Annotated in this window: 19 protein-coding genes, 1 tRNA gene and 1 pseudogene; 17 read left to right on the top strand and 4 right to left on the bottom strand. The window is 73.6% G+C overall.

Annotation, left to right across the window (positions count from 1 at the left end):
- Positions 1-64 precede the first annotated feature (64 nt).
- From Q7T67_RS09200 to Q7T67_RS09190, 3 genes are all read right to left on the bottom strand, one after another.
- Positions 65-409 (bottom strand): hypothetical protein, encoded by a 345-nt coding sequence (locus tag Q7T67_RS09200; RefSeq protein ID WP_304788305.1) that lies wholly within the window; start codon positions 407-409, stop codon positions 65-67.
- A 66-nt stretch (positions 410-475) separates the two neighbouring features.
- Entirely contained in the window at positions 476-2,671 is a 2,196-nt protein-coding gene (locus tag Q7T67_RS09195) for a sialidase family protein (protein ID WP_304788303.1), read from the bottom strand.
- A gap of 508 nt (positions 2,672-3,179) precedes the next feature.
- Positions 3,180-3,252, bottom strand: a tRNA-Arg gene (locus tag Q7T67_RS09190).
- A gap of 575 nt (positions 3,253-3,827) precedes the next feature.
- Here Q7T67_RS09190 and Q7T67_RS09185 point away from each other — a divergent pair.
- The 13 genes from Q7T67_RS09185 (at position 3,828) to Q7T67_RS09125 (ending at position 17,837) form a co-directional block, all read left to right on the top strand.
- Complete coding sequence (locus Q7T67_RS09185; RefSeq protein ID WP_304788301.1) at positions 3,828-4,817, top strand: ribonuclease Z; 990 nt, start codon at positions 3,828-3,830, stop codon at positions 4,815-4,817.
- A 33-nt stretch (positions 4,818-4,850) separates the two neighbouring features.
- Complete coding sequence (pyrR, locus tag Q7T67_RS09180; protein WP_304788299.1) at positions 4,851-5,459, top strand: bifunctional pyr operon transcriptional regulator/uracil phosphoribosyltransferase PyrR; 609 nt, start codon at positions 4,851-4,853, stop codon at positions 5,457-5,459.
- A 55-nt stretch (positions 5,460-5,514) separates the two neighbouring features.
- A complete protein-coding gene (locus tag Q7T67_RS09175) occupies positions 5,515-6,522 on the top strand; it encodes an aspartate carbamoyltransferase catalytic subunit (RefSeq protein WP_304788297.1) in 1,008 nt (335 codons plus the stop codon).
- Positions 6,519-7,871 (top strand): dihydroorotase, encoded by a 1,353-nt coding sequence (locus tag Q7T67_RS09170; RefSeq protein ID WP_304788295.1) that lies wholly within the window; start codon positions 6,519-6,521, stop codon positions 7,869-7,871. Before Q7T67_RS09175 ends, Q7T67_RS09170 begins: the two co-directional genes overlap by 4 nt.
- 42 nt (positions 7,872-7,913) lie before the next feature.
- Positions 7,914-8,468: an isochorismatase family protein gene (locus Q7T67_RS09165; protein WP_304788293.1), complete on the top strand. Its 555-nt coding sequence runs from the start codon at positions 7,914-7,916 to the stop codon at positions 8,466-8,468.
- Positions 8,465-9,865 (top strand): glutamine-hydrolyzing carbamoyl-phosphate synthase small subunit, encoded by a 1,401-nt coding sequence (gene carA / locus Q7T67_RS09160; protein WP_304788291.1) that lies wholly within the window; start codon positions 8,465-8,467, stop codon positions 9,863-9,865. Before Q7T67_RS09165 ends, carA begins: the two co-directional genes overlap by 4 nt.
- Entirely contained in the window at positions 9,865-13,074 is a 3,210-nt protein-coding gene (gene carB / locus Q7T67_RS09155; protein WP_304788289.1) for a carbamoyl-phosphate synthase large subunit, read from the top strand. Before carA ends, carB begins: the two co-directional genes overlap by 1 nt.
- Positions 13,071-13,964: a tRNA-dihydrouridine synthase gene (locus Q7T67_RS09150; RefSeq protein WP_304788287.1), complete on the top strand. Its 894-nt coding sequence runs from the start codon at positions 13,071-13,073 to the stop codon at positions 13,962-13,964. The genes carB and Q7T67_RS09150 overlap by 4 nt, the downstream gene beginning before the upstream one ends.
- A gap of 154 nt (positions 13,965-14,118) precedes the next feature.
- Positions 14,119-14,469 carry an integration host factor, actinobacterial type gene (gene mihF / locus Q7T67_RS09145; protein ID WP_304788285.1) on the top strand — a complete coding sequence of 117 codons (351 nt, stop codon included), beginning with the start codon at positions 14,119-14,121 and terminating at the stop codon, positions 14,467-14,469.
- Positions 14,470-14,482: 13 nt separating this feature from the next.
- Entirely contained in the window at positions 14,483-15,052 is a 570-nt protein-coding gene (gene gmk / locus Q7T67_RS09140) for a guanylate kinase (protein ID WP_304788283.1), read from the top strand.
- Between the two features lie 153 nt (positions 15,053-15,205).
- Entirely contained in the window at positions 15,206-15,418 is a 213-nt protein-coding gene (rpoZ, locus tag Q7T67_RS09135) for a DNA-directed RNA polymerase subunit omega (protein ID WP_007578078.1), read from the top strand.
- A 180-nt stretch (positions 15,419-15,598) separates the two neighbouring features.
- Positions 15,599-16,921 carry a phosphopantothenate--cysteine ligase family flavoprotein gene (locus tag Q7T67_RS09130; protein WP_304788281.1) on the top strand — a complete coding sequence of 441 codons (1,323 nt, stop codon included), beginning with the start codon at positions 15,599-15,601 and terminating at the stop codon, positions 16,919-16,921.
- Positions 16,922-17,135: 214 nt separating this feature from the next.
- Entirely contained in the window at positions 17,136-17,837 is a 702-nt protein-coding gene (locus Q7T67_RS09125) for a tetratricopeptide repeat protein (protein ID WP_304788279.1), read from the top strand.
- 227 nt (positions 17,838-18,064) lie between these two features.
- Here the strand turns inward: Q7T67_RS09125 and Q7T67_RS09120 are convergent, their stop codons facing one another.
- Positions 18,065-18,553, bottom strand: a complete 489-nt coding sequence (locus Q7T67_RS09120) for a hypothetical protein (protein ID WP_304788277.1) — start codon at positions 18,551-18,553, stop codon at positions 18,065-18,067.
- Between the two features lie 99 nt (positions 18,554-18,652).
- Here Q7T67_RS09120 and rimP point away from each other — a divergent pair, with 99 nt between their 5' ends.
- From rimP to Q7T67_RS09105, 4 genes and pseudogenes are all read left to right on the top strand, one after another.
- Positions 18,653-19,096: a ribosome maturation factor RimP gene (gene rimP / locus Q7T67_RS09115; protein ID WP_304788275.1), complete on the top strand. Its 444-nt coding sequence runs from the start codon at positions 18,653-18,655 to the stop codon at positions 19,094-19,096.
- 7 nt (positions 19,097-19,103) lie between these two features.
- Positions 19,104-20,729 (top strand): transcription termination factor NusA, encoded by a 1,626-nt coding sequence (gene nusA / locus Q7T67_RS09110; protein ID WP_304788273.1) that lies wholly within the window; start codon positions 19,104-19,106, stop codon positions 20,727-20,729.
- A 29-nt stretch (positions 20,730-20,758) separates the two neighbouring features.
- Positions 20,759-20,971: pseudogene (locus Q7T67_RS21205) on the top strand (YlxR family protein); the annotation flags it as partial.
- Positions 20,971-21,333: translation initiation factor IF-2 N-terminal domain-containing protein (locus Q7T67_RS09105; RefSeq protein WP_304788271.1), on the top strand; the 363-nt coding region annotated here is incomplete at its 3' end. The pseudogene Q7T67_RS21205 and the gene Q7T67_RS09105, both read left to right, overlap by 1 nt.

Raw genomic sequence — 21,333 nt, 5'->3', positions numbered from 1 at the left:
GGGGCGCGGCTGCCGGCGTCGGCGTCGGAAGCGTCCCGCGATTCGGCGGACGGCGTCGCTCGGGCTACTTGATGATCAGGACGTCCTGAGCGCCTCGGAGGTCGTCCAGGGTGTCGCCGACGATTCCGAAGGACAGAAGGCCGAACATGACGATCCCCAGAGCGAAGACGACGGCGCTCAGACGGTTGGGCCGTGGTCCGGGGCGCAAGGCGTCCCAGGCGGCGATCACGACGAGCGCGAGCGCTATCGGGGCGGTGGCCACGAAGAAGTCGTTCTCGAACAGCGAGCTGCACGGGTTGCAGTCGGTGCAGTTCCCGCGCGTGTCCGCGTCGAAGCCGAACCAGAGTACGGCGATCAGCGAGACGTAGGCGACCATCGTCTGCATCGACGGTCGGCGGAGCGCACGCACGTCTCGAGCGTATCCCGTCGCCTCCGCGGCCGACGTTCGTCCGACGGACGAGGCGGCTATCTCGCGTCATCGGCCTCCGGGCATCGTGGCCCAGCTGCTGAGGGCCGATGCCCGGCGGGTGCCGGTGCCGAACGCTCCGCCGTAGCGGGCGCGGACGCTGAAGCCGCGACGGACGACGAGGGTGGCGGAGAACCCGCCGTCGCGACGGACGATCGGACCATCGTTGTTGCCGGTCGCTCTCGTGGGCGGTGCGCCGGGTCGTGGGGCGGAGAAGAGGGTGAGGGCCGCGCCTGCCGGGATGCCGCGGGTGCGACCCGTGATGCGGACGGTGACCTCGCGCGACGTGGCTCGAAGCGTCCGGGCGACGCGGAGGTCGACGTGGGTGCGGCGCAGCGCCTCGAACGGGTCGGGATCGGTGATGAGGGTGCCCATGGGACCGTCGACCAGGACGCCGCGAGGGGTGAGGCGCGCGAACGCCGCGAACGGACCGGTGGGCGACGGCACCGCCTGGAACGTGCGGCCGCCGTCCTGGGTGAGGAACGTGCCGGTGTAGTCGGAGCTGACGATGCCGTGGTCGCGGTCCTTGAAGCGCACGAAGTACCGCGCGTTCACGCCCCACGATGGATCGAGGAACGAGAGGTCGTCGGTGGCGCCGCGCAACGTGAACGTGCGACCGGCGTCGTGGGAGACGTAGAACCGCTTGCCGAGCGAGGCGTAGAACGTGCGGGGCGAGAGCATCTGCAGGTCGGTGATGCCCGGGATGGACCGCATCATCCGCCACGTACGTCCTCCGTCGTCGGAGCGCACGATGTTCGCCTGCGACACGTCATCGATGTGCTGGGACTGGGACCACGCGACGATCGTCCTGCCCGAGACCTCGAGGTCGGTGACCTGGATGCCCAGGTCCTTCACGGTCCCGTCGACTCCCCGGATGCGTCCGCGGGATGCGCGGACCTCCGGCACCACGCGTCCTCCGACGATGCGCGCGACGCCGTCCCTGCCGGCGACGACGATCGTGTTCCCGGTGACGGCGACGTCCTCGGGGTCGACCGATCTCACGCTGACCGGCCGACCCCAACGACCGGCACGGAGCCGCCGGACGGTCTTGTCGTCGAACAGCGCGACGACGCCGCCCGGCGCCGATGCGGCGGCGATCGGGACGGCCGTGGTCGGTGCCGGCGCGAACGCGGTCCACCGGACGCCGTCGCGAGACACATACCAGCCCTCGTCCTGCGCACGGATCGTGACGCGGTGGTCGTCGAAGGTGCCGGTCGCTCGCGCCGGCCTCGGGGTGTAGCTCGCTCCGCCGTCGTCGGAACGGACGACCGAGACCGAGTCGCTGCTCTCCTCGAAGGCGGCTCCGAACGCGCCGCGGATACCGACGATCGTTCCCGGACGAGGGCTGGAGGCCGAGAGGGGCAGCGGCGGGCGTGGGGGGCCGAACGTCGTGCCGTCGAACGGGTACGCCTGGCCGGGGACCTGCTCGCCGTCGTAGTCGCCGCCGGCGTTGACCAGGCACGCCCCGGCGGGATCGCAGAGCACGGTGGGATTGTCGCCCGGGGCTTCGCGGTCGACGACCTGACCGGTGGTCGGATCGACCACCGCCACCGCCGTGCGGCTCATCGTGAGCTCACGGGTTCCACCGAGAGGGACGACGATGCGACCGTCGGCCAGGACGCCGAGCGTGTGGATCGGCTGGGCGGCGAGGAACCCCTCGCTCTGCGGGCGGGTCATCAGCCGGGTCCAGGTGCGGCCCCCGTCGGTCGAGCGCTCCAGGGCAGTGGCGGGCGGCTCGTCGTCGACCGCAGCTCGCTGGATGCTGAGCGCGCGGAGGTAGGCGCCATCGGGAGCGGCGGCCAGCGCCGTGACGGTCAGGCGTGGTCGCGGCTCCGGGGGAGGGTCCGGGGAGGTCCGGGGGCGCGCGGCATCGCGGGACGTCGGGGCGCCGGGTTCGGCTGCGACGAGGACGTGCCACGAACGACCGCCATCGCTGGTGTTCCAGACCGCTGGACCGGATCGCGGCCCGGGCGGCAGCGACGTCGTGGAGGGGAAGAACGGCGTCGACGAGGCGACGACGATGCCGTGCTGCGCGTCCTGGAACGCCGCGCCGATCGTGCCGGCCGGTGCGTCACCGGGCAGATCGACGAGACGCCAGTGGTTCCCGAGATCTCCCGACGTCGCGACGCGCGAGCCGCCGGTCAGCAGGATCCGGCCGTCCGGGAGGACCGTCGACCGCACCGGCCCGCCGACGCCGGGCAGCACACCGGTGCGACGCGACGAGCCCCGCACGGCCTCGAAACCCGAGCCGATCGAGAACGTCGTGCCGTCGGCACCGGCCGCGACGCTCGACCGGTCGGTCGCGGGACCGACCGTGCTCCACCCCGCCCACTGCGTCGGCCCCGAAGGACCGAGCGGTCCTGGACCTGCGGCCGACGCACCTGCAGGAACGAACGCACTCGCGCAGACCACGCCCGCCACCCACAGCGGGAGGGCCGCAGCGCCTGGTCGACGAACGATGAACCGAGGCCGGCTGGTGGGTGACACGAGGACTCCTGGGACGGGAACGCAGACGCATGAACCCACGCCGCACGCTGTCGATGCGCCTGGTGCCCGCACCGAGTTCCTGACCCGTGAGGCGTCGTGGTCGCGCAGCCGGGCCGCCCGAGGCACCCTGGTCGGGTCCCGCGAGTGGGCCGGCGCCGAGACGCCCCCCCGATGAAGCTGCCCCGGAAACGACGAAACCCCAGTCAACGACTGGGGTCTCGAGGAGCGCGCCCGGCAAGATTCGAACTTGCGACTTTCTGCTCCGGAGGCAGACACTCTATCCACTGAGCTACGGGCGCCGGGTGGACCGCTGGCGATCCGTTGCGGAGTGTAGCGGGACTGCCGGAGGGTCGCCGGACCCGGTCGGACCGGCTCGCGGTGGGGATGTCGGGCCTGACGGAACGCGGGAACGTGACACGGGTCGGCCCGCGGGGTCCGGGCCGAGGTTCGAACCCCGGGAACGTGCGGAACATCGCGCGCGCCGCGACGGTCCGCACGTTCCCCGCGGCAGGGCGACGACCGAGTGCGGCACGTCCCGTCGCCGACGGCGTGCCGCACCTTCTCGACGTTGCGCACCGCGCCGCCGGCCGATCCGAGCCCGCCGGTCGGCCCGGCCTGCCGTCCGCTCGGCCCCGAACGTGCCGCCGGCCTGCCGTCCGCCCGGCCCCGACCCACCGCCCGACCCGACGTCCGCCCGGGCCCGACGTGCGGACCCTCCGACCCGCGCCGGCCGCGTGGCGCGGCCGACCCCGCCGACCTCGCCACGCGGCCGACGCCGCCGACCTCGCCACGCGGCCAACCCCGCCGACCTCGCTACGCGGCCGACCCCGGCCCACCCGGCCCACCCGGCACCCCACCGACTACCCTCGCCCCCGTGAACCTCGAGGTCCTCTTCGCCGGCACCGGCGGGTCCGCGCCGACGCCCGGGCGCGGGCTGCCCGCGCTGCTGGTCCGGCGCGGGGGAGAGCACGTGCTCGTCGACTGCGGGGAGGGGACGCAGCGCCAGCTCATGCGGTCCTTCGGCCTGGCCGAGATCGACCTGGTCCTGCTGACCCACCTGCACACGGACCACTGGCTCGGGCTGCCCGGGCTGCTGAAGACGCTCGACCTGCAGGACCGCACGGTGCCGCTCACCATCGTCGGCCCGGTCGGGACGACGGCGGCGCTCGCGGCGGTGCAGGACCTGACCGGCCGGGTCCGCTATCCCCTCGACGTGCAGGACGTCGAGCCGGGCGACATCGTCGAGCGCGACGGCTGGCGGGCGGAGGCGATCGGGGTCCAGCACCGGACCACGGCGCTGGGCTGGGTGCTCGCCGAGGACGACCGGCCCGGCCGGTTCGACCCCGAGGCCGCACGTGCCCTGGGCGTCGGCCTGGAGGACCCGCGCGAGTTCGGCCTCCTGCAGAAGGGTGAGACCGTCCGCGGCGTCCGGCCCGAGCAGGTGACCTCGGAGAAGCGCTTCGGTCGCCGGATCGTGGTGTCGGGCGACACGCGGCCGTGCGACGCGCTGCGTGCGGCGGCCTGGCGGTGCGACCTGCTCGTCCACGAGGCGACCTTCATGGACGAGCAGGCCGAGCGCGCGCGCAAGACCGGGCACAGCACGACGAGCGAGGCCGCGGCTCTGGCCGCCGAGGCCGAGGTCGGGCTGCTCGCGCTCGTGCACCTCTCGGCGCGTCACCGGCCGACCGAGGCGCTGGCCGAGGCGCGCCGCACCTTTGAGCACACCGAGCTGCCGCGGGACTTCGACGTGATCGATGTCCCGTTCCCCGAGCGCGGCGACCCGATCTTCCGGCCGGGGGCGGGGCGGCCGAGACGCGCCGAGGACGCCGCCGAGGACGCTGCTAGCCTCCCGCCTGCTCGTTAAGCCGGTCCAGAGAGGCCGGGACGATCCCATCGCATGACTCTCGAGACCACCGTCCTTGACGGCGCCGACATGGCGCGCACCCTCGCGCGCATCGCCCACGAGATCGTGGAGGGTCACCCGGACCCCGACTCGATCGTCCTGGTCGGCATCCACACCCGCGGCGCCCTCCTCGCGGGCCGGCTGCAGGAGCGCCTGAGCGCCCTGCTCGGCACGGACGTACCGCTCGGCGACCTCGACATCGCCTTCTACCGCGACGATCTCGGCGAGGTGCCCGACGCGCCGGTCCGGGACGAGACGGGCCCCGTCATCCACGCCACGCACCTCGACGGCATCCCGCTCGAGGGCCGGTCCGTGGTGCTCGTCGACGACGTGCTCTTCACGGGCCGCACGATCCGCGCGGCGATCGAGGCGATCTTCGACTACGGCCGCCCGGGCCGGGTCCAGCTCGCCGTCCTCGTCGACCGCGGCCACCGCGAGCTGCCGATCCGCGCGGACTACGTCGGCAAGAACCTGCCGACGTCGGTCGCCGAGCGCGTCAACGTGCGGGTCGCCGAGATCGACGGCCGGGACGAGGTCGCGATCGAGCGGCGCCACGTCGATCCGCCGTCGCCGACCGACCCGCCGGAGGACCGCGCCGCATGAGCCTCGCCGCCGCCCGCGCCCGCCGTGCCCCCATCGCCGGAGAGGACCGCGCCGCATGAAGCACCTGCTGTCGATCGAGGACCTCGACCGCGCCGGCATCGAGCGGCTCTGCGACCGCGCTGCGAGCTTCGCCGAAGTCGCCGATCGGCCGATCAAGAAGGTCCCCGCCCTGCGCGGCCGGACGGTCCTGAACCTCTTCTACGAGTCCTCGACGCGGACGCGCTCGAGCTTCGAGCTCGCCGCCAAGCGCCTGTCGGCCGACGTCGTCAACTTCGCCGCGTCCGGCTCGTCGGTGGAGAAGGGCGAGTCGCTGCGCGACACCGTCCAGACCCTGGCGGCCCACCGGCCGCACGCGATCGTCGTCCGCACCCCGTGGGCGGGCGCGTCGAAGCTCATCACGCAGTGGACCGACGCGGCGATCGTCAACGCCGGCGACGGCCAGCACGAGCACCCCACCCAGGCGCTGCTCGACATCTACACGCTGCGCTCCCGCCTGGGCTCGCTCGACGGGCTGAACGTCTGGGTCGTCGGCGACGTGCGCCACTCGCGGGTGGCGCGGTCGCTCGTCCTGGGCCTGCAGACGATGGGCGCGAAGGTCACCGTCGCCGGCCCGCCGACCCTCGTGCCGGCGGAGATCGCGGTGCTCGGCTGCGAGGTCCGCTACACGCTCGAGGACCTGCCGCAGGCCGACGTCGTCTACGCGCTGCGGATGCAGAACGAGCGGATGAAGCAGGCCTACGTCCCGTCGATCCGCGAGTACGCCGCCGAGTACCAGATCAGCTCCCGGCGCCTCGGGGCCCGCCAGCTCCTGATGCACCCGGGCCCGGTCAACCGCGGCGTCGAGCTGGCCGGGGACGTCGTCGACGGCCCGCAGTCGCTGATCCTCGACCAGGTCCGCGCCGGCGTCCTCGTGCGGATGGCCGTCCTCTACGAGGTCCTCGCCTCCGGCGGCGGTCCGACCGCCCCGCCCGACGGTCCGCCGGACGGCCCCGAGCGTCGCCGCCGCCGACCGCACGGCGGTGGGCGCGATCCCTTCAACAACCCGGAGCTGCACCCCGCATGAGCCTGAACCCCCTCGTCCGTGCGGGTGGCCCCGGCATCGACGACGCCGACGTCCTGCTGCGGCGCGTCCACGTCCTCGATCCCCGCGCCGGCGTCGACGCCCCGCACGACGTCCTGGTGCGCGCCGGTGTGATCGCCGAGATCGGCGAGCCCGGTGGGGTCACCGCGCCCGCGGGCGTCGAGGAGGTCCCCGGCGAGGGCCTGCACCTGTTCCCGGGCTTCGTCGACCCGCACGTGCACCTGCGCACGCCGGGCCAGGAGTACAAGGAGGACCTCGAGACCGGCACGCGCTCCGCCGCGGCCGGCGGCTACGTCGCGGTCGTCGCGATGCCGAACACCTCGCCGGTCGTCGACTCCAGCTCGCTGCTGGGCTCCCTCCGCGACCTCGCCTCGCGCCTGGCCCGCATCCCCGTCGGCTTCACGGCGGCGATCACGCTGGGGCTCGAGGGCACGCACCTCACCGAGATGAACGAGCTGCGTCAGGCCGGCGCGGTCGGGTTCACCGACGACGGCCGCCCCGTCACCGACGCGGGCGTCCTGCGCAAGGCGATCCAGTACCAGCGCCTCTGCGGCGGCGTCATCGCCCTGCACGAGGAGGATCCGTCGCTCTCCGCCGGCGGGGCGATGCGCGAGGGCTCCGTCTCCGCGCGCCTGGGGATCGCCGGCGTGCCGTGGCTCTCGGAGTCCACGATGGTCGCCCGCGACGCCGCGCTCGCCGGCTACGAGGACGGGCGCCTGCACTTCCAACACCTCTCCTGCGTCGCCTCGGTCGACGCGCTGCGCGCCGCGAAGGCCCAGGGGTTCAAGGTCTCCGGCGAGGCCTCGCCGCACCACCTCTGCCTGACGCACGAGGCGGTCCGCGACCTGGACACCTCGATGAAGATGAACCCGCCGCTGGGCTTCGAGGAGGACCGCCAGGCGCTGATCGAGGGCGTCCGCGACGGCACGATCGAGACGATCGCCACCGACCACGCCCCGCACGCCCGCGACGAGAAGGAGATGCCCTTCGAGCAGGCGCCGATGGGCACCACCGGCCTGGAGAGCGCGTTCGCCGCGGTCTACTCCGAGCTCGTCCGGCCCGGGATCCTCCCGCTCTCGACCGTCGTCGACCGGCTGATCGGCGGCGCCGCGCTGATGGACCTCCCGACCCCGACCGTCGCCGTCGGTGAGCGCGCCAACCTCTGTCTCGTCGACCTCGAGCGCGAGTGGACCGTCGGCGCCGACGGCTACGAGAGCAAGTCGGGCAACTGCTGCTTCGACGGCCGGACGTTCCACGGCCGCGTGCTGATGACCGTCGCCGACGGCGCCGTCGCCTACCGCGAGCGCAGCTTCGCGGTCCACGCCGCGTAGCCCGACCGACGCACCCCTTCCCCCGGAGCACCGACCCACCGCATGACCGACGCCGCCGCCCTCGCCGGGCTGAACCCCGACCGCACCGCCCTGGTCGTCGTCGACGTCCAGGAGGCGTTCCGCAAGTCGATCGACGGGTACGACCGCGTCATCGCCCGCAGCGTCCGCATGGTCCGCGGCGCGATCGCGCTGGGGATGCCGGTCGTGGTGACCGAGCAGCTGCCCGACAAGCTCGGGGCCACCGTGTCCGAGCTGCAGGACGTGCTGCCCGACGGCACCGAGCGCCTCCCGAAGTCCGCGTTCTCGGCCACCCGCGCCCAGGGGTTCCACCTCAAGGGGCGCGACCAGGTCGTGGTCGTCGGCATCGAGGCGCACGTCTGCGTCCAGGGCACCTGCCTGGACCTGCTCCGCCAGGGCCTGGCGGTCCACGTGGCCGGCGACGCCGCCGGGTCGCGGACCGCCGAGGACCGCGAGGCCGGCCTGACCCGCGTGGCCCGCGCCGGCGCGATGGTCGGGACGACCGAGAGCATCCTGCTCGAGCTGCTGGGCGACGCCCGCGCCGACTCCTTCAAGACGATCCTGGAGCTGATCCGATGACCGCACCGGCCCCCTCCGCCTACCTGCTGCTCGAGGACGGGACCCGCTTCGACGGCGACTCCTGCGGCGCGCCACTGCCCGGCGCGGGCGCCTCGACCGACCTGCGCTCCACCGGCGAGGTCGTCTTCACGACCGGCATGTCCGGTTACCAGGAGTCCGTCACCGACCCGTCGTTCGCCGGGCAGCTGATCGTCTTCACCTACCCGCACATCGGCAACTACGGCGTCAACGCCGCGGCGATGGAGTCCGACCGGATCCACTCCCGCGCGGTGATCATGCGCGAGGCCGTCGACCGCGACGACGCCCCGCGCGCCGAGCAGGGCTGGCTCTCGTGGCTGGCCGAGAACGGGATCCCCGCGATCTCGGGCGTCGACACCCGGGCGCTCGTGCGGCACATCCGCGACAAGGGCGCGATGCGCGGCGGCGTCTTTGCCGGAGAGGTCCCGCAGGACGAGGCCGCGGCCACCGTGGCAGCCGAGCCGTCGATGGCCGGCCAGGACCTGGCGTCGACGGTGACGCCCGCGCAGGCGCACACGGTCTCGCGGCCGGGCCAGCTGCGGGGGACCGGCGACGCCGGCTCCACCGGCGACGTGCCGGACGGCAACGCCAACGGCCCGCTGATCGCGGCGATCGACACCGGCATCAAGTGGTCGATCGTCGAGGAGCTCGTCGCGCGCGGCGCCCGCGTCCGCCTGCACCCGCTGTCCGACGGCCCCGACGCGGTCCTCGAGGGCGACGTCGACGCGGTCTTCCTCGCCAACGGCCCCGGCGACCCCGGCGCGGTCGACCACGTCGTCGAGACCATCCGCGGCGTCCTGGGGAAGAAGCCGGTCTTCGGCATCTGCATGGGCCACCAGCTGCTCTGCCGGGCCGTCGGCCTGGAAACGTTCAAGATGGAGTTCGGCCACCGCGGCGCGAACCACCCCGTCAAGGACCTGACCACCGGTCGCGTCGAGATCACGAGCCAGAACCACGGCTTCGCGGTCCAGACGCCCGACGGCACCGGCCGCATCGAGGGCGACGAGCCCGTCCGCTGGGACACCGACTTCGGCCAGGCCGAGCTCTCGCACCTGAACCTCTACGACCGCACCGTCGAGGGTCTGGTGCTCGCCGAGGCCAACGCCGCGACGGTCCAGTACCACCCCGAGGCCGCGCCGGGGCCCAACGACGCGGGCTACCTCTTCGACCGCTTCCTCGACCGGATCCGCGAAGGTGGCTCGCTGGCCGACGTCAACCGCCAGACCGGTGACGCCGCGGCCGCGAAGGCCGGCGTCGCCGCCGACGGCACGACGCCCGCCGAGGCCGCGATCGCCGGGGAGTCCGCCGGGACCTCCGCCACCGGGAGCACCGACGGCCCGACCGCCACCGACACCACGACCGACGGGAGCGCCGCCTGATGCCGCGCCGCACCGACATCCGCCGCATCATGATCCTGGGCTCCGGCCCGATCGTCATCGGGCAGGCCGCCGAGTTCGACTACTCCGGCGCCCAGGCCTGCAAGGTCCTCCGCGAGGAGGGCTTCGAGATCGTCCTGGTCAACTCGAACCCGGCGACGATCATGACCGACCCGGAGTACGCCGAGAAGACGTACGTCGAGCCGCTGCTGCCCGGTCCCGTCGCCCAGATCATCGAGAAGGAGCGCCCCGACGCGCTGCTCCCGACCCTCGGCGGCCAGACCGCGCTGAACCTCGCCAAGGCGCTGCACGAGGACGGGACGCTCGAGAGGTTCGGCGTCGAGCTGATCGGCGCGAACTACGACGCGATCAACTGCGCCGAGGACCGCGACCTGTTCGCGCAGGCGATGGCCAAGGCCGGGCTGAAGATGCCCGCCTCGCTCATCGTGCGCGGCAAGGAGGGCGACTCCGCCGACGGCGCGAAGATCGCCACGGAGGAGATCGACCGCCAGATCGACAAGGCGCTGACGATCACCGGGCTGCCCGCGATCGTGCGCCCGGCGTTCACCCTCGGCGGCCGCGGCGGCGGCATCGCCCGCACCGAGGAGGAGTTCCGCCAGATCATCCGCGGCGGCATCGACGCCTCGCCGATCGGGCAGGTCCTCGTGGACCAGTCCGTCATCGGCTGGGGCGAGTACGAGCTCGAGGTCATGCGCGACCACGGCGACAACGTCGTCATCGTCTGCTCCATCGAGAACATCGACCCGATGGGCGTCCACACGGGCGACTCGGTGACGGTCGCCCCGCAGCAGACGCTGACCGACCGGCTCTACCAGCAGCTCCGCGACCAGGCGATCGCGGTGATCCGCGCGGTCGGCGTCGAGACCGGCGGCTCGAACGTGCAGTTCGCGGTCAACCCGGAGACGGAGGAGATCCTCATCATCGAGATGAACCCCCGCGTCTCCCGCTCCTCCGCCCTGGCGTCGAAGGCCACCGGGTTCCCGATCGCCAAGATCGCCGCGCGCCTGGCCGTCGGCTACCGCCTGGACGAGATCACCAACGACATCACGAAGGCCACGCCCGCGGCCTTCGAGCCCACGATCGACTACGTCGTCGTCAAGTGGCCGCGCTTCGCGTTCGAGAAGTTCCCCGGCGTCGACGAGACCCTCTCGACGCACATGAAGTCCGTCGGCGAGGCGATGTCGATCGGCCGCACCTTCGGTCAGGCGTTCGTCAAGGCGCTGCGCTCCCGGGAGCTCGACCGCACCCCGCCGATCGCCGACGACGCGACCGCCGAGGAGCTCGTCGAGCGGATCCGCCGTCCGCGCACGGAGCGCTACGACGTGCTGCTCGAGGCGATCCGTCGCGGCGCCACCGACGAGCAGCTGCACGAGTCCACGGGCATCGACCCGTGGTACCTCAGCGAGTTCCGCCGGATCGCCCTGGGCGAGGACCCCACGCCGTCCGACGGCGCCGGCGGCCCGGCGCAGGACGGCTCCGGGCTCGTCCGCACGTTCAAGTCCGTCGACACCTGCGCCGCGGAGTTCGCCGCCCAGACGCCGTACTTCTACTCCGGCTGGGAGCGCCCCGACCAGGACGGCAACCCGCGCCACGAGGTCGTCCGCGGCGACAACCCGTCCGTGGTGATCCTCGGCTCGGGCCCCAACCGCATCGGCCAGGGCATCGAGTTCGACTACTGCTGCGTGCACGCCGCCGTCACGGTCAAGGAGTCCGGCCGGGACGCGGTGATGATCAACTGCAACCCCGAGACGGTCTCGACCGACTACGACACGTCGACCCGCCTGTACTTCGAGCCGCTGACGCTCGACGACGTGCTCGGGGTGCTGAAGGTCGAGCAGCCCGAGGGCGTCATCGTCCAGTTCGGCGGCCAGACGCCGCTGCGCCTCGCGCAGGGCCTGCAGGACGCCGGCATCACGATCCTCGGCACGAGCGTCGAGGCGATCGACCGCGCCGAGGAGCGCACCGCCTTCGGCGACGTCCTCTCGAAGCTCGGCTTCAAGGCACCGCCGTACGCCACCGCGCAGGGCCTCGACGGGGCGCTGGCCGCCGCGGAGGAGGTCGGCTTCCCGCTGCTCGTCCGCCCGAGCTACGTGCTCGGCGGCCGCGCGATGGAGATCGTCTACGGGCCCGAGGGCCTGACGGCGTACCTCGAGCGCGAGGCCGACATCACCGCCGGCAAGCCGATCTTCCTCGACCGCTTCCTCGAGAACGCGATCGAGGTCGACGTCGACGCGCTGTGCGACCGCGAGTCGGTCTGGGTCGGCGGCATCATGCAGCACGTCGAGGAGGCCGGCATCCACTCCGGCGACTCCGCCTGCGCCCTGCCGCCGTTCTCGCTGTCGGACGACCTGATCGAGGAGATCCGCCGCCAGACGCGCGGCATCGCCCTGGAGCTCGGCGTCTCGGGCCTCATCAACATCCAGTTCGCGGTGTACGGGGGCGAGGTCTACGTCATCGAGGCCAACCCGCGCGCCTCGCGGACGGTGCCGTTCGTCTCCAAGGCCATCGGCGTGCCGCTGGCGAAGATGGCCGTCCGGATCATGCTCGGCGAGACGATCGGACAGCTGGGCCTGCCCGCCGAGGCCGGGGGACAGGGGTCGCTGGGCCACGTCGCCGTCAAGGAGGCCGTCCTGCCGTTCGACCGCTTCGTCGGCTCCGACGGCCTGCTCGGCCCGGAGATGCGCTCGACGGGCGAGGTCATGGGCGTCGCCCACGACTTCCCGTCGGCGTTCGCGAAGGCCTCCGCGGCCGCCGGGTCGCCGCTTCCCGACGGCGGCACCGTCTTCGTCTCGGTGACCGACGCCGACAAGCCCGCCGCGCTCGAGGTCGCCACGCGCTTCCACGAGCTCGGCTTCTCGCTTTTGGCCACCGCGGGCACCCGCGACGCGCTCGTCGACGCCGGCATCCCGTGCGACGTCGTCGCCAAGCTGCAGGACGCCGGCGCGGGCGGGCCGCTCTCCGACAGCGGCACCGCGGTCTCGCGGATCGCCGCCGGGGAGGTCGCGGTGGTCATCAACACCCCCACCGGCTCCGGTGCGCGCACCGACGGCTACGAGATCCGTCGAGCGGCGATCACCGCCGGCGTCCCGTGCCTGACCACCGTGTCGGCCGGCCACGCCGCCGCCCTGGCGATCGCCTCGGCCCGGGAGCGCGACGCGAGCGTCGTCGCGCTGCAGGAGCTCGTCCGATGAGCGGGGCGATCCCGACGGCCACCAGCGTCGCCGGGGTCGCCCTCGAGCATCCGCTGCTGAACGCCGCGGGGACCGCCAAGTCGCTCGACGACGTCCGGCGCCTGGCGCGCTCGCCCGTCGCCGCGGTGACGCTCGGCTCGATCACGAAGGCCGCCCGCGACGGGAACGCGGGGGAGGTCTACGCCTCGCGGCAGGGCTACGCCGTCAACGCCCTGGGCATGCCCAACCGCGGGGCGGACTTCTACCGCGACGTCCTGCCCGAGATGGCCGCGGCCACCCGCGCGGCCGGGAAGCCGCTGATCGTGTCCGTCGCCGGCTTCTCGCCCGAGGAGAACGGCGAGCTCGCCCACCTCGCCGCGGACGGCGGCTGCGACCTCGTCGAGCTCAACCTCGGCTGCCCGAACGTCTGGGACGGCGGCGAGCAGAAACGCATCATGTCGTTCGACCCCGAGCTCGTCTCGCGGTCCCTGGCGGCGGCCTCGGGCGTCGGCGTGCCCGTCGGCGTGAAGCTCTCGCCGCTGTCGGACCCGGTGCAGCTCGCAGAGGTCGCGGCGGCCGCCGCCGACGCGGGTGCGCGCTTCGTGGTCAGCTGCAACACGTTTCCCAACGGTCTCGCGCTGCGGGCGGACGGACGGGCAGCGGTCGACGTCGGGTACGGCGGAGTGTCCGGCGCGGCGATGAAGCCGGTGGTCCTCGGCCAGGTCTCGCAGCTCCGCGCGCTGCTCCCCGAGGGGGTCGACGTGGTCGGATGCGGGGGCGTGCGCAGCGGGCAGGACGTCCGCGACCTGCTGGCCGTGGGGGCCGTGGCCACCGGGCTCGCGACCGCGTTCTGGGACGCCGGCGAGGACCCCGGGGTGTTCGCCGACGTCCTCGCGGACTGGCTCGGCTGACCACCTGGAACTGCCGTTCTCCACAGGAGTCTGCTAGCCGCATCCGGCGCAACACTCGACGTCCTGGGCCACACCTTCACCTCGACTCGAGGTCGAGGTGACTTGTCGTCCGCGGCCCTCGCGCCGCTCGGCGGCCGGGTAGACTCGCCCCGCGATGTCGACCGCAGCAAACGCCCCGTCCAAGTCCTCTGCCACGCCCGAGCGGTCGCTCAACCAGCGGATGGACGCGCTCCAGCGCGCGAACGAGGTGCGGTCCCAGCGCGCAGCCCTCAAGCGGGACCTCAAGTCGGGTCGGCAGTCCATCGACCGCCTGCTGATGGATCCACCCGAGTGGCTCGAGACGGCGAAGGTCGTCGACATGCTCCTGGCGGTCCCGAAGTACGGCCGCGTCCGCGCGGGCAAGATCCTGCAGCAGTGCCGGATCTCCGCGTCCAAGACGATCGGCGGCCTGACGCCCCGCCAGCGCGCCGAGCTCGTGCAGACGCTCCGCAGCCCGCGCGGCTGAGCGGGGGTCCCGCGTGGCACGCGTCTTCGTCATCACCGGCCCCTCGGGGGTCGGGAAGGGCACGCTCATCCGCCGGCTCCGGCAGAACCACCCCGAGCTGCGCCTGAGCGTCTCCGCCACCACGCGCCCGATGCGCGAGGGGGAGGAGCACGGCCGCGACTACTGGTTCCTCGACGACGACGAGTTCGCCCGTCGGATCACCGACGGCGACTTCGTCGAGCACGCCGAGTACGCGGGTCGTCGGTACGGCACGCTGCGCGAGGAGCTCGACCGCCATCTCGGCGAGGGCGCGCCCGTCGTGCTCGAGATCGAGGTCCAGGGCGCCGCACAGATCCGCGAGACGATGCCCGAGGCCGTCCAGGTCTTCGTCGTCCCGCCGTCCTTCGAGGTCCTCCAGCAGCGGCTCGAGGGCCGGGGCACCGACGGCGCGGACACCATCGCCCGCCGCCTCGAGGTCTCGAAGACCGAGCTCGAGAGCCAGCACGAGTTCGACCACCGGATCGTCAACGACGACCTCGAGGCCTCGGTCGCCGAGCTCGAGTCGATCGTCAAGGCCCAGCTGCCGGCGACCAACGGCGCCTGAGTCCCGGATCGGTGCCCGGCGCGACCCGCGTCGGCCGGGCCGTCCGGCCCGCGGTGGCGCGGCGTACGAGGCCCGTCCACCGGGCCACGGCGAGCGGGCGTACACGGGCGGACCGCACGACCCCGCTACACTCCCTGTGTGATCTCTCCGCGCATGGACCAGCTGCTCAACAACGTGGACTCGAACTACGCGTCGGTCCTCGTGGCGGCGAAGCGGGCCCGGCAGATCAACGCGTACTACCACAACCTCGGTGAGGGCGCGTTCGACGAGTTCCCGCCCCCGATGGTCGAGACGGCGTCGAAGAACTACCTGACGATCGCCCTCGAGGAAGTCGCCGCCGGCAAGATCACCTACCGCTACCGGTAGGTCCCGCCGCCCACGGGCGGTACCCGAGCACGTCGCAGACGCCGTCCGATCCGGGCGGCGTTCGTCGTTCCGGGCCGTCGTCGGCCGGCCACCGCCCCGGCCCGGAGGCCATCCGGCGCGGCGCGGTGCACGGGCGCCGCCGGGCGCCCGCCCGGTGGGGCGGTCCGTCACACTCGCCGCATGGCTCGCCTGCTCCTCGGCGTCACCGGCGGCATCGCCGCCTACAAGTCGATCCTCTTCGTCCGGCTGGCCACGAAGGCCGGCCACCAGGTCCGCGTCGTGCAGACGGAGACGTCGCAGCGCTTCGTCGCCGCCGAGACCTTCCGGGCGATCACCGGCGCGCCGGTCCTCACGGACGAGTTCGAGCCCGACCCGATGCGCGGTGCGTTCCCCGGCGATCCGCAGCCGACCCACGCCGCGATCAGCCACCTCGCGCTGGTGGAGAACGCCGACGCGTACGTCATCGCGCCGGCGACGGCCAACGCGATCGCCGGCCTCGCCACGGGACGGGCCGACTCGCTCGTGGCGTCGGCCTACCTCGCGGCGGACTGCCCGGTGCTCGTCGCCCCGGCGATGAACCACCGCATGTGGCACCACCCCGCCACCCTGCGCAACGTCGCGCGCCTCCGCGAGGACGGGGCGATCCTCGTCGACCCCGGATCGGGGGCGCTCGCCTCGAAGGGCGAGCACGGCGACGGTCGCGTGGCCGAGCCCGAGGACCTGCTCGCCGCGGTGGAGGCGGTGCTCGCGGGAGCGCCCTCGGCGGCGGCCGTGCCGACGGGCCCGCTCGAGCTGGGACCGGGCGGCGTCCCGACGGCGGAGGGGTCGCTGGCCCCGGGGATCCCGCAGGACCTCGCCGGGCTGCACGTGCTCGTGTCCGCCGGCGGCACGCGCGAGCCGATCGACGCCGTGCGGTTCGTCGGCAACCGGTCCTCCGGTCGCATGGGCTACGCGGTGGCCGCCCGCGCCGTCGCCCGCGGGGCCCGCGTCACCGTCGTCGCCGCCAACGTCGGCCTACCCGACCCCGCGGGCTCCACCGTCGTGCCGGTGTCGACGGCCGAGGAGCTGCGCGCGGCCTGCGCGGACGCGTTCGGCTCCGCCGACGTCCTCGTCATGGCCGCGGCCGTCGCGGACTTCCGGCCGGTCGACCCGGCGGCGGGCAAGATCAAGAAGCAGGGACGCACCGGCATGACGATCGAGCTGGAGGCGACCGTCGACGTGCTCGTCGAGCTCTCCGCCCGCAGGCGTCCCGGCCAGACGCTCGTCGGCTTCGCCGCGGAGCACGGGGACCAGGCGATCGTCCACGCCCGCGAGAAGCTGACGCGCAAGGGCCTCGACGCCGTGGTCGTCAACGACGTCTCGCAGCCCGGCATCGCCTTCGACGCCACCGACAACGCCGTGACGATCGTGACCGCCGCCGGGGACCGGGCCGTGGCGCGGGCCGCGAAGGAGCGGATCGCCGACGCGATCCTCGACGACGTCCTCGTCGCCCGAGGCCGCTGAGGCCCACGCCGCCAGGCGACGGGCGACGGGCGACGGGCGCGCGGGCGGGCGGGGACGAGCGGCCGGGCGAGCGGGCGGTGGACGGTCGGGCGGGCGAGCGGGCGGTGGACAGGCGGGCGGCCGGTCGGGCGGGCGGCCGGTCGGGCGGGAGAGCGGGACGCGCGGTGCGTCGGGACGTGCCGGATGGCCTCGCAGGGTTTGGCAGACTCGGGGCATGTCGGAGCCCACCGCGTACGAGCTCTACCGCTCCGGGATCGACCTCCTCGAGCGCCGCGACCACCACGCCGCCGCGCTGCCCCTCCAGCGCGCCCGCGACCTCGAGCCGACGACCGGCATGGTGCGTGAGGCCCTGGGCCGCGCGCTGTTCGGGTCGCAGCGCTACCGCGAGGCCGCCGAGGAGTTCGGCGTGCTGGTCGAGCTGGAGCCCGTCAACCACTACGCGCAGTTCTGCCTGGGTCGGGCGCTGCAGCTGCAGGGTCTGCACGCCGAGGCGCGGCCGCCGCTGACGATGGCGGCGCTGCTGCAGCCCCAGCGTGCGGACTACGCGGTCTACCGCGACCGCACGATCGCGGCCCTCGCCGGTGCCGACGGCGCGCCGGACGACCGACCGGCCCCGTCCGCCGACGCCGGTGCGGAGGAGCCGCCCCCGGGCAGCCGGCGCAGCGGCGCGGGACCGTGGGGCGCCCCGGCGGCCGACGCCGGAACGGGCGGGACGGTCGGTGCGCGGGACGGCGCCGACGCACCGGATGCGGACGACGACGGGCCCGGATCGACGGGCACGGACGGCCCGGCGCGCGACCCCGGTTCCGGGGGCGGATCCGGCTCGACGCGCGCGCCCGATTCCACGGGTGAGGCCGGCTCGACCCGCGGGGACGACGTCCCGGAGGAGCTGGGCGGCCCGCCTCCTCGCGCCTGACGTCGAACGGCCGGCGCGAGGGACGTGTCGGTCCGCTCCGTCCTCCGGCGACGTCGCGAGCAGCCGCCCACTCTTCGTGCGGCACGTCGTGCCACCCGGCGCGTTCCGCACGTCGTCGTCGCCGGCACGCGGGGAACGTGCGCCACGGTCACCGAGAACGGCGGTGCCGCACGAACCCGTCGCACCGCACCGGTGCGCGGCCCGGCGTCGCCCCGCGACCGGCGCGCTCAGCCCCAGTCGGGCCAGACCGCCACCGCCGCGGCCTCCTCCGCCGCGCCGAGCATCCGGGCCAGGACGTCATCCAGCGTGGCGGGGGAGACGGCCGAGAGCACGAGGTCCCCGTGGACCCAGGTCGCGCCCTCGGCGGAGCTCGCGTAGCGCACGACCCGCACGTCCCGGCGGTTGCGGTGCAGCAGCCAGGCGGCGTCGACCGCCCCGGGCGGGGCGACCTCGGCCTGGAGCTCCAGCAGGCCGCCGACCGCCCGGGCCCCGACGTGCAGCGGCCAGGCCCCGGTGCCCAGCGCGAACCCGCGCTCCAGCGGGGCCGGCCGGTGGACGACGGCGTCGAGGTCGGCGAGGAACGCGTCGAGCAGCGCGACCGCGGCCTCCGGCGAGCCGGGGGCCGCGGGGGCGGGGGAGTCGACCGCGTCCACGGGCGTGTCGGCGGTGGCGGGCGGGGCGGCCGGGGCGGCCCGGTGTCCGAAGGCTTCCTGCATGCGGCGATGGTACGATCACTCCGTGGTGTCCCCGGGCACCGCTCCGCAGCAACCTTGGAAGTGGGCACGGAGCCCGCTTTTTTTATGGCCGAACGCACCATGAACCCCTCCATCCAGGACACCGTCGAAGAGCGACTCCGGGCCGTCGAGCCCGAGGTCGAGGTGCTGCTGGCCGAGGTCGTGGGCGGGAACACCCTGCGCGTCTTGATCGACCATCCCGACGGCGTCAACCTGGACCTCTGCGTCCGGGTCACCCGTCACATGGACGATCTGCGCGAGCGGTACGCCGTCGAGGTCTCCTCGCCGGGTTCGGACCGGCCGCTGGTCAAGCCGGAGCACTACCGCCGCTTCACGGGCCGCAAGGTGCGGATCCGCACGCGGCAGCCCATCGCGGTGGCGGGCGGCGACTCGGACGAGCCCCGCAAGTCCTTCACCGGGGAGCTCGTCGGCAACGACGAGCACGCAGTCACCCTGGCGGCCGACGGGGGCGTCGTGACGATCCCCTACGCCGAGATCCATCGCAGCAACCTCGTCGAGGAGTAGGAGCGAGATGTCCCGCGAGATCGTAGACGCCATGCGCGCCCTGGCGCGCGAGAAGAACATCCCCGAGGAGCGGCTCATCGCCGCGCTCGAGGATGCGCTCCTCTCCGCGTACAAGAAGCAGCCCGACGCGGCCAAGTACGCCCGCGTCGAGCTCGACACGGAGAACGGCGAGTACCGGGTCATCGAGCTGCTCGTGCCCGAGATGCTCGAGGCCGGCCTGATCGTCGAGACCATCGACGAGCAGAGCTACGAGGACCCCGAGACCGGCGAGTGGGTCGAGCCGACCGAGATCGAGATCCCGGCCGAGAAGCTCGCCGAGCACACGGACGAGATCCCCGAGCAGGACGTCACGCCGGACGACTTCGGTCGCATCGCCGCGCAGACCGCCAAGCAGGTCATCCTGCAGCGGATCCGCGAGGCCGAGCGCGACATGATGTACGACGAGTTCGCGGACCGCGTCGGCGAGATGGTCACCGGCATCGTCCAGCAGTCGGACAACCGGTACACGCTGCTGCAGCTTCGCGACCGCGTCGAGGCCCTGCTGCCCCGCTCGGAGCAGGTCTTCGGCGAGCGCTACGACCACAACCAGCGCCTCAAGGCGGTGATCAAGGAGGTCTCGCAGTCCGCGAAGGGCCCGTCGATCATCGTCTCGCGCCGCGACCCCGAGGTCATCCGCGCGCTCTTCGAGCTCGAGGTCCCCGAGATCGCCGACGGCCTGGTCGAGATCACCGGCGTCGCCCGCGAGCCGGGCTACCGCTCCAAGATCGCCGTCGTCTCGCACGCCTCCGGCGTCGACCCCGTCGGCGCCTGCGTCGGCCCCCGCGGCTCCCGCGTCCGCATGGTCGTGTCGGAGCTCAAGGGCGAGAAGATCGACATCATCCCCTTCAACGACGAGCCCGGGCGCTTCATCGCCAAGGCCCTGTCGCCCGCGCAGGTGCGCGAGGTCTTCATCGACGACGAGCTCCGTCAGGCGACGGTCATCGTTCCCGACGAGGACCTGACGAAGGCCATCGGTCGCGAGGGCCAGAACGTGCGGCTCGCCGCGCGCCTGACCGGCTGGCGGATCGACATCAAGAAGGCCAGCGACGCGCTCGCCCAGGCCGCGGCGCCGACCGGCGACGTGGAGGAGGGCGAGGAGGAGGTCATCGGTGACGGCCGCTGCTCCGCCGTCCTCACGAGCGGCCGCCGGTGCCCGAACGCCTCGCTGCCGGGCTCCACCTTCTGCGGTCTCCCGATGCACCAGGCGCTGGTGCGCTTCGGTGCCGTCGAGGTCGCCCTCCTGGAGAACCTGCCGGAGGACGAGCTCGACGCGCTCTCCGACCCGGACAAGTCGCAGGAGGACGTCCAGGACATCGTCACCCGGGCCGAGGAGGCGTACGCCGAGCGCGTCGCCGCCGAGGGTCCGGTGGAGCAGGTGGACGACGCGGGCGAGCTGCTCGACGTCGAGGACCAGGTCGTCGGCGAGGTCGATCAGGCGCTCCCCGTCGAGGACGGTGCGGTCGACGACGTCGATCCCACCGACGTCGGCGAGGAGATCGCCCAGGACACCGAGGCCGCCGTCCTGGACGGCGACCCGGAGGGTGCCGTCGCCACCGACGGCACCCAGGACACGGAGGACGTCCCGTCGACGTAGACGGACGTCAGCCCGAGAGGCGCTGCGTCGGATGCAACCGACGCAGGCCCCAGGCGGAGCTCCTCCGCCTCGCCGTCGAAGCGGACCACGTGGTCCGCGACGACGCGCGCCGGCTCCCAGGACGAGGGGCGTACGTGTGTGACCACGCGTGCGCCGAGGAGGCCGTCAGGCGTCGCGCGTTCCAGCGCGCGTTCCGACGGCCCATCAGCAACGACCCGAACTTCCTACACTCTTTTATTTGATGGCGAAGAAGCGCGTTCACGAGATCGCCAAGGCCCATGGCCTCCCGAGCAAGACGGTGCTCGATGCCCTCCAGGCGGACGGGCACGACATCGCAACGGCGTCGTCCTCGGTCGACGAGAGCGTCGCTGTGCGTCTGATCCAGGCCAAGGGCGCCGAGCTGAAGAGCTCCGCGGCGACAGACGAGGCCGCCGGAACCCCGGCGAAGCCCGAGACCACGACCTCCCCGGCCGCTGCCGGCGGGAGCGACGCCCCTGCGGCGAAGCCCACGCCCGCTGCAGCGGCCGCCCCGGCCCCGGCCCGTCCGGTGCGCCCCCAGGCGCCCGGCGAGTCCCGCCCGGCGCGGCCCGCCGCACCCGGTGCG

It is taken from the genome of Patulibacter sp., from assembly GCF_030655195.1.
GTDB lineage: Bacteria > Actinomycetota > Thermoleophilia > Solirubrobacterales > Solirubrobacteraceae > Patulibacter.
The sequence above is the reverse complement of the archived record's forward strand: the minus strand, read 5'-3'. Positions and strand labels throughout refer to the sequence as shown.

What these genes read in the sequence shown, in the direction of transcription:
- Q7T67_RS09150 (WP_304788287.1), top strand. Translation starts at nt 13,071, where the DNA reads ATGAGCGGGGCGATCCCGACGGCCACCAGCGTCGCCGGGGTCGCCCTC.
- carB (WP_304788289.1), top strand. Translation starts at nt 9,865, where the DNA reads ATGCCGCGCCGCACCGACATCCGCCGCATCATGATCCTGGGCTCCGGC.
- Q7T67_RS09175 (WP_304788297.1), top strand. Translation starts at nt 5,515, where the DNA reads ATGAAGCACCTGCTGTCGATCGAGGACCTCGACCGCGCCGGCATCGAG.
- mihF (WP_304788285.1), top strand. Translation starts at nt 14,119, where the DNA reads ATGTCGACCGCAGCAAACGCCCCGTCCAAGTCCTCTGCCACGCCCGAG.
- Q7T67_RS09125 (WP_304788279.1), top strand. Translation starts at nt 17,136, where the DNA reads ATGTCGGAGCCCACCGCGTACGAGCTCTACCGCTCCGGGATCGACCTC.
- Q7T67_RS09165 (WP_304788293.1), top strand. Translation starts at nt 7,914, where the DNA reads ATGACCGACGCCGCCGCCCTCGCCGGGCTGAACCCCGACCGCACCGCC.
- nusA (WP_304788273.1), top strand. Translation starts at nt 19,104, where the DNA reads ATGTCCCGCGAGATCGTAGACGCCATGCGCGCCCTGGCGCGCGAGAAG.
- rpoZ (WP_007578078.1), top strand. Translation starts at nt 15,206, where the DNA reads ATGGACCAGCTGCTCAACAACGTGGACTCGAACTACGCGTCGGTCCTC.
- carA (WP_304788291.1), top strand. Translation starts at nt 8,465, where the DNA reads ATGACCGCACCGGCCCCCTCCGCCTACCTGCTGCTCGAGGACGGGACC.
- rimP (WP_304788275.1), top strand. Translation starts at nt 18,653, where the DNA reads ATGAACCCCTCCATCCAGGACACCGTCGAAGAGCGACTCCGGGCCGTC.
- Q7T67_RS09170 (WP_304788295.1), top strand. Translation starts at nt 6,519, where the DNA reads ATGAGCCTGAACCCCCTCGTCCGTGCGGGTGGCCCCGGCATCGACGAC.
- Q7T67_RS09130 (WP_304788281.1), top strand. Translation starts at nt 15,599, where the DNA reads ATGGCTCGCCTGCTCCTCGGCGTCACCGGCGGCATCGCCGCCTACAAG.
- pyrR (WP_304788299.1), top strand. Translation starts at nt 4,851, where the DNA reads ATGACTCTCGAGACCACCGTCCTTGACGGCGCCGACATGGCGCGCACC.
- Q7T67_RS09120 (WP_304788277.1), bottom strand. Translation starts at nt 18,553, where the DNA reads ATGCAGGAAGCCTTCGGACACCGGGCCGCCCCGGCCGCCCCGCCCGCC.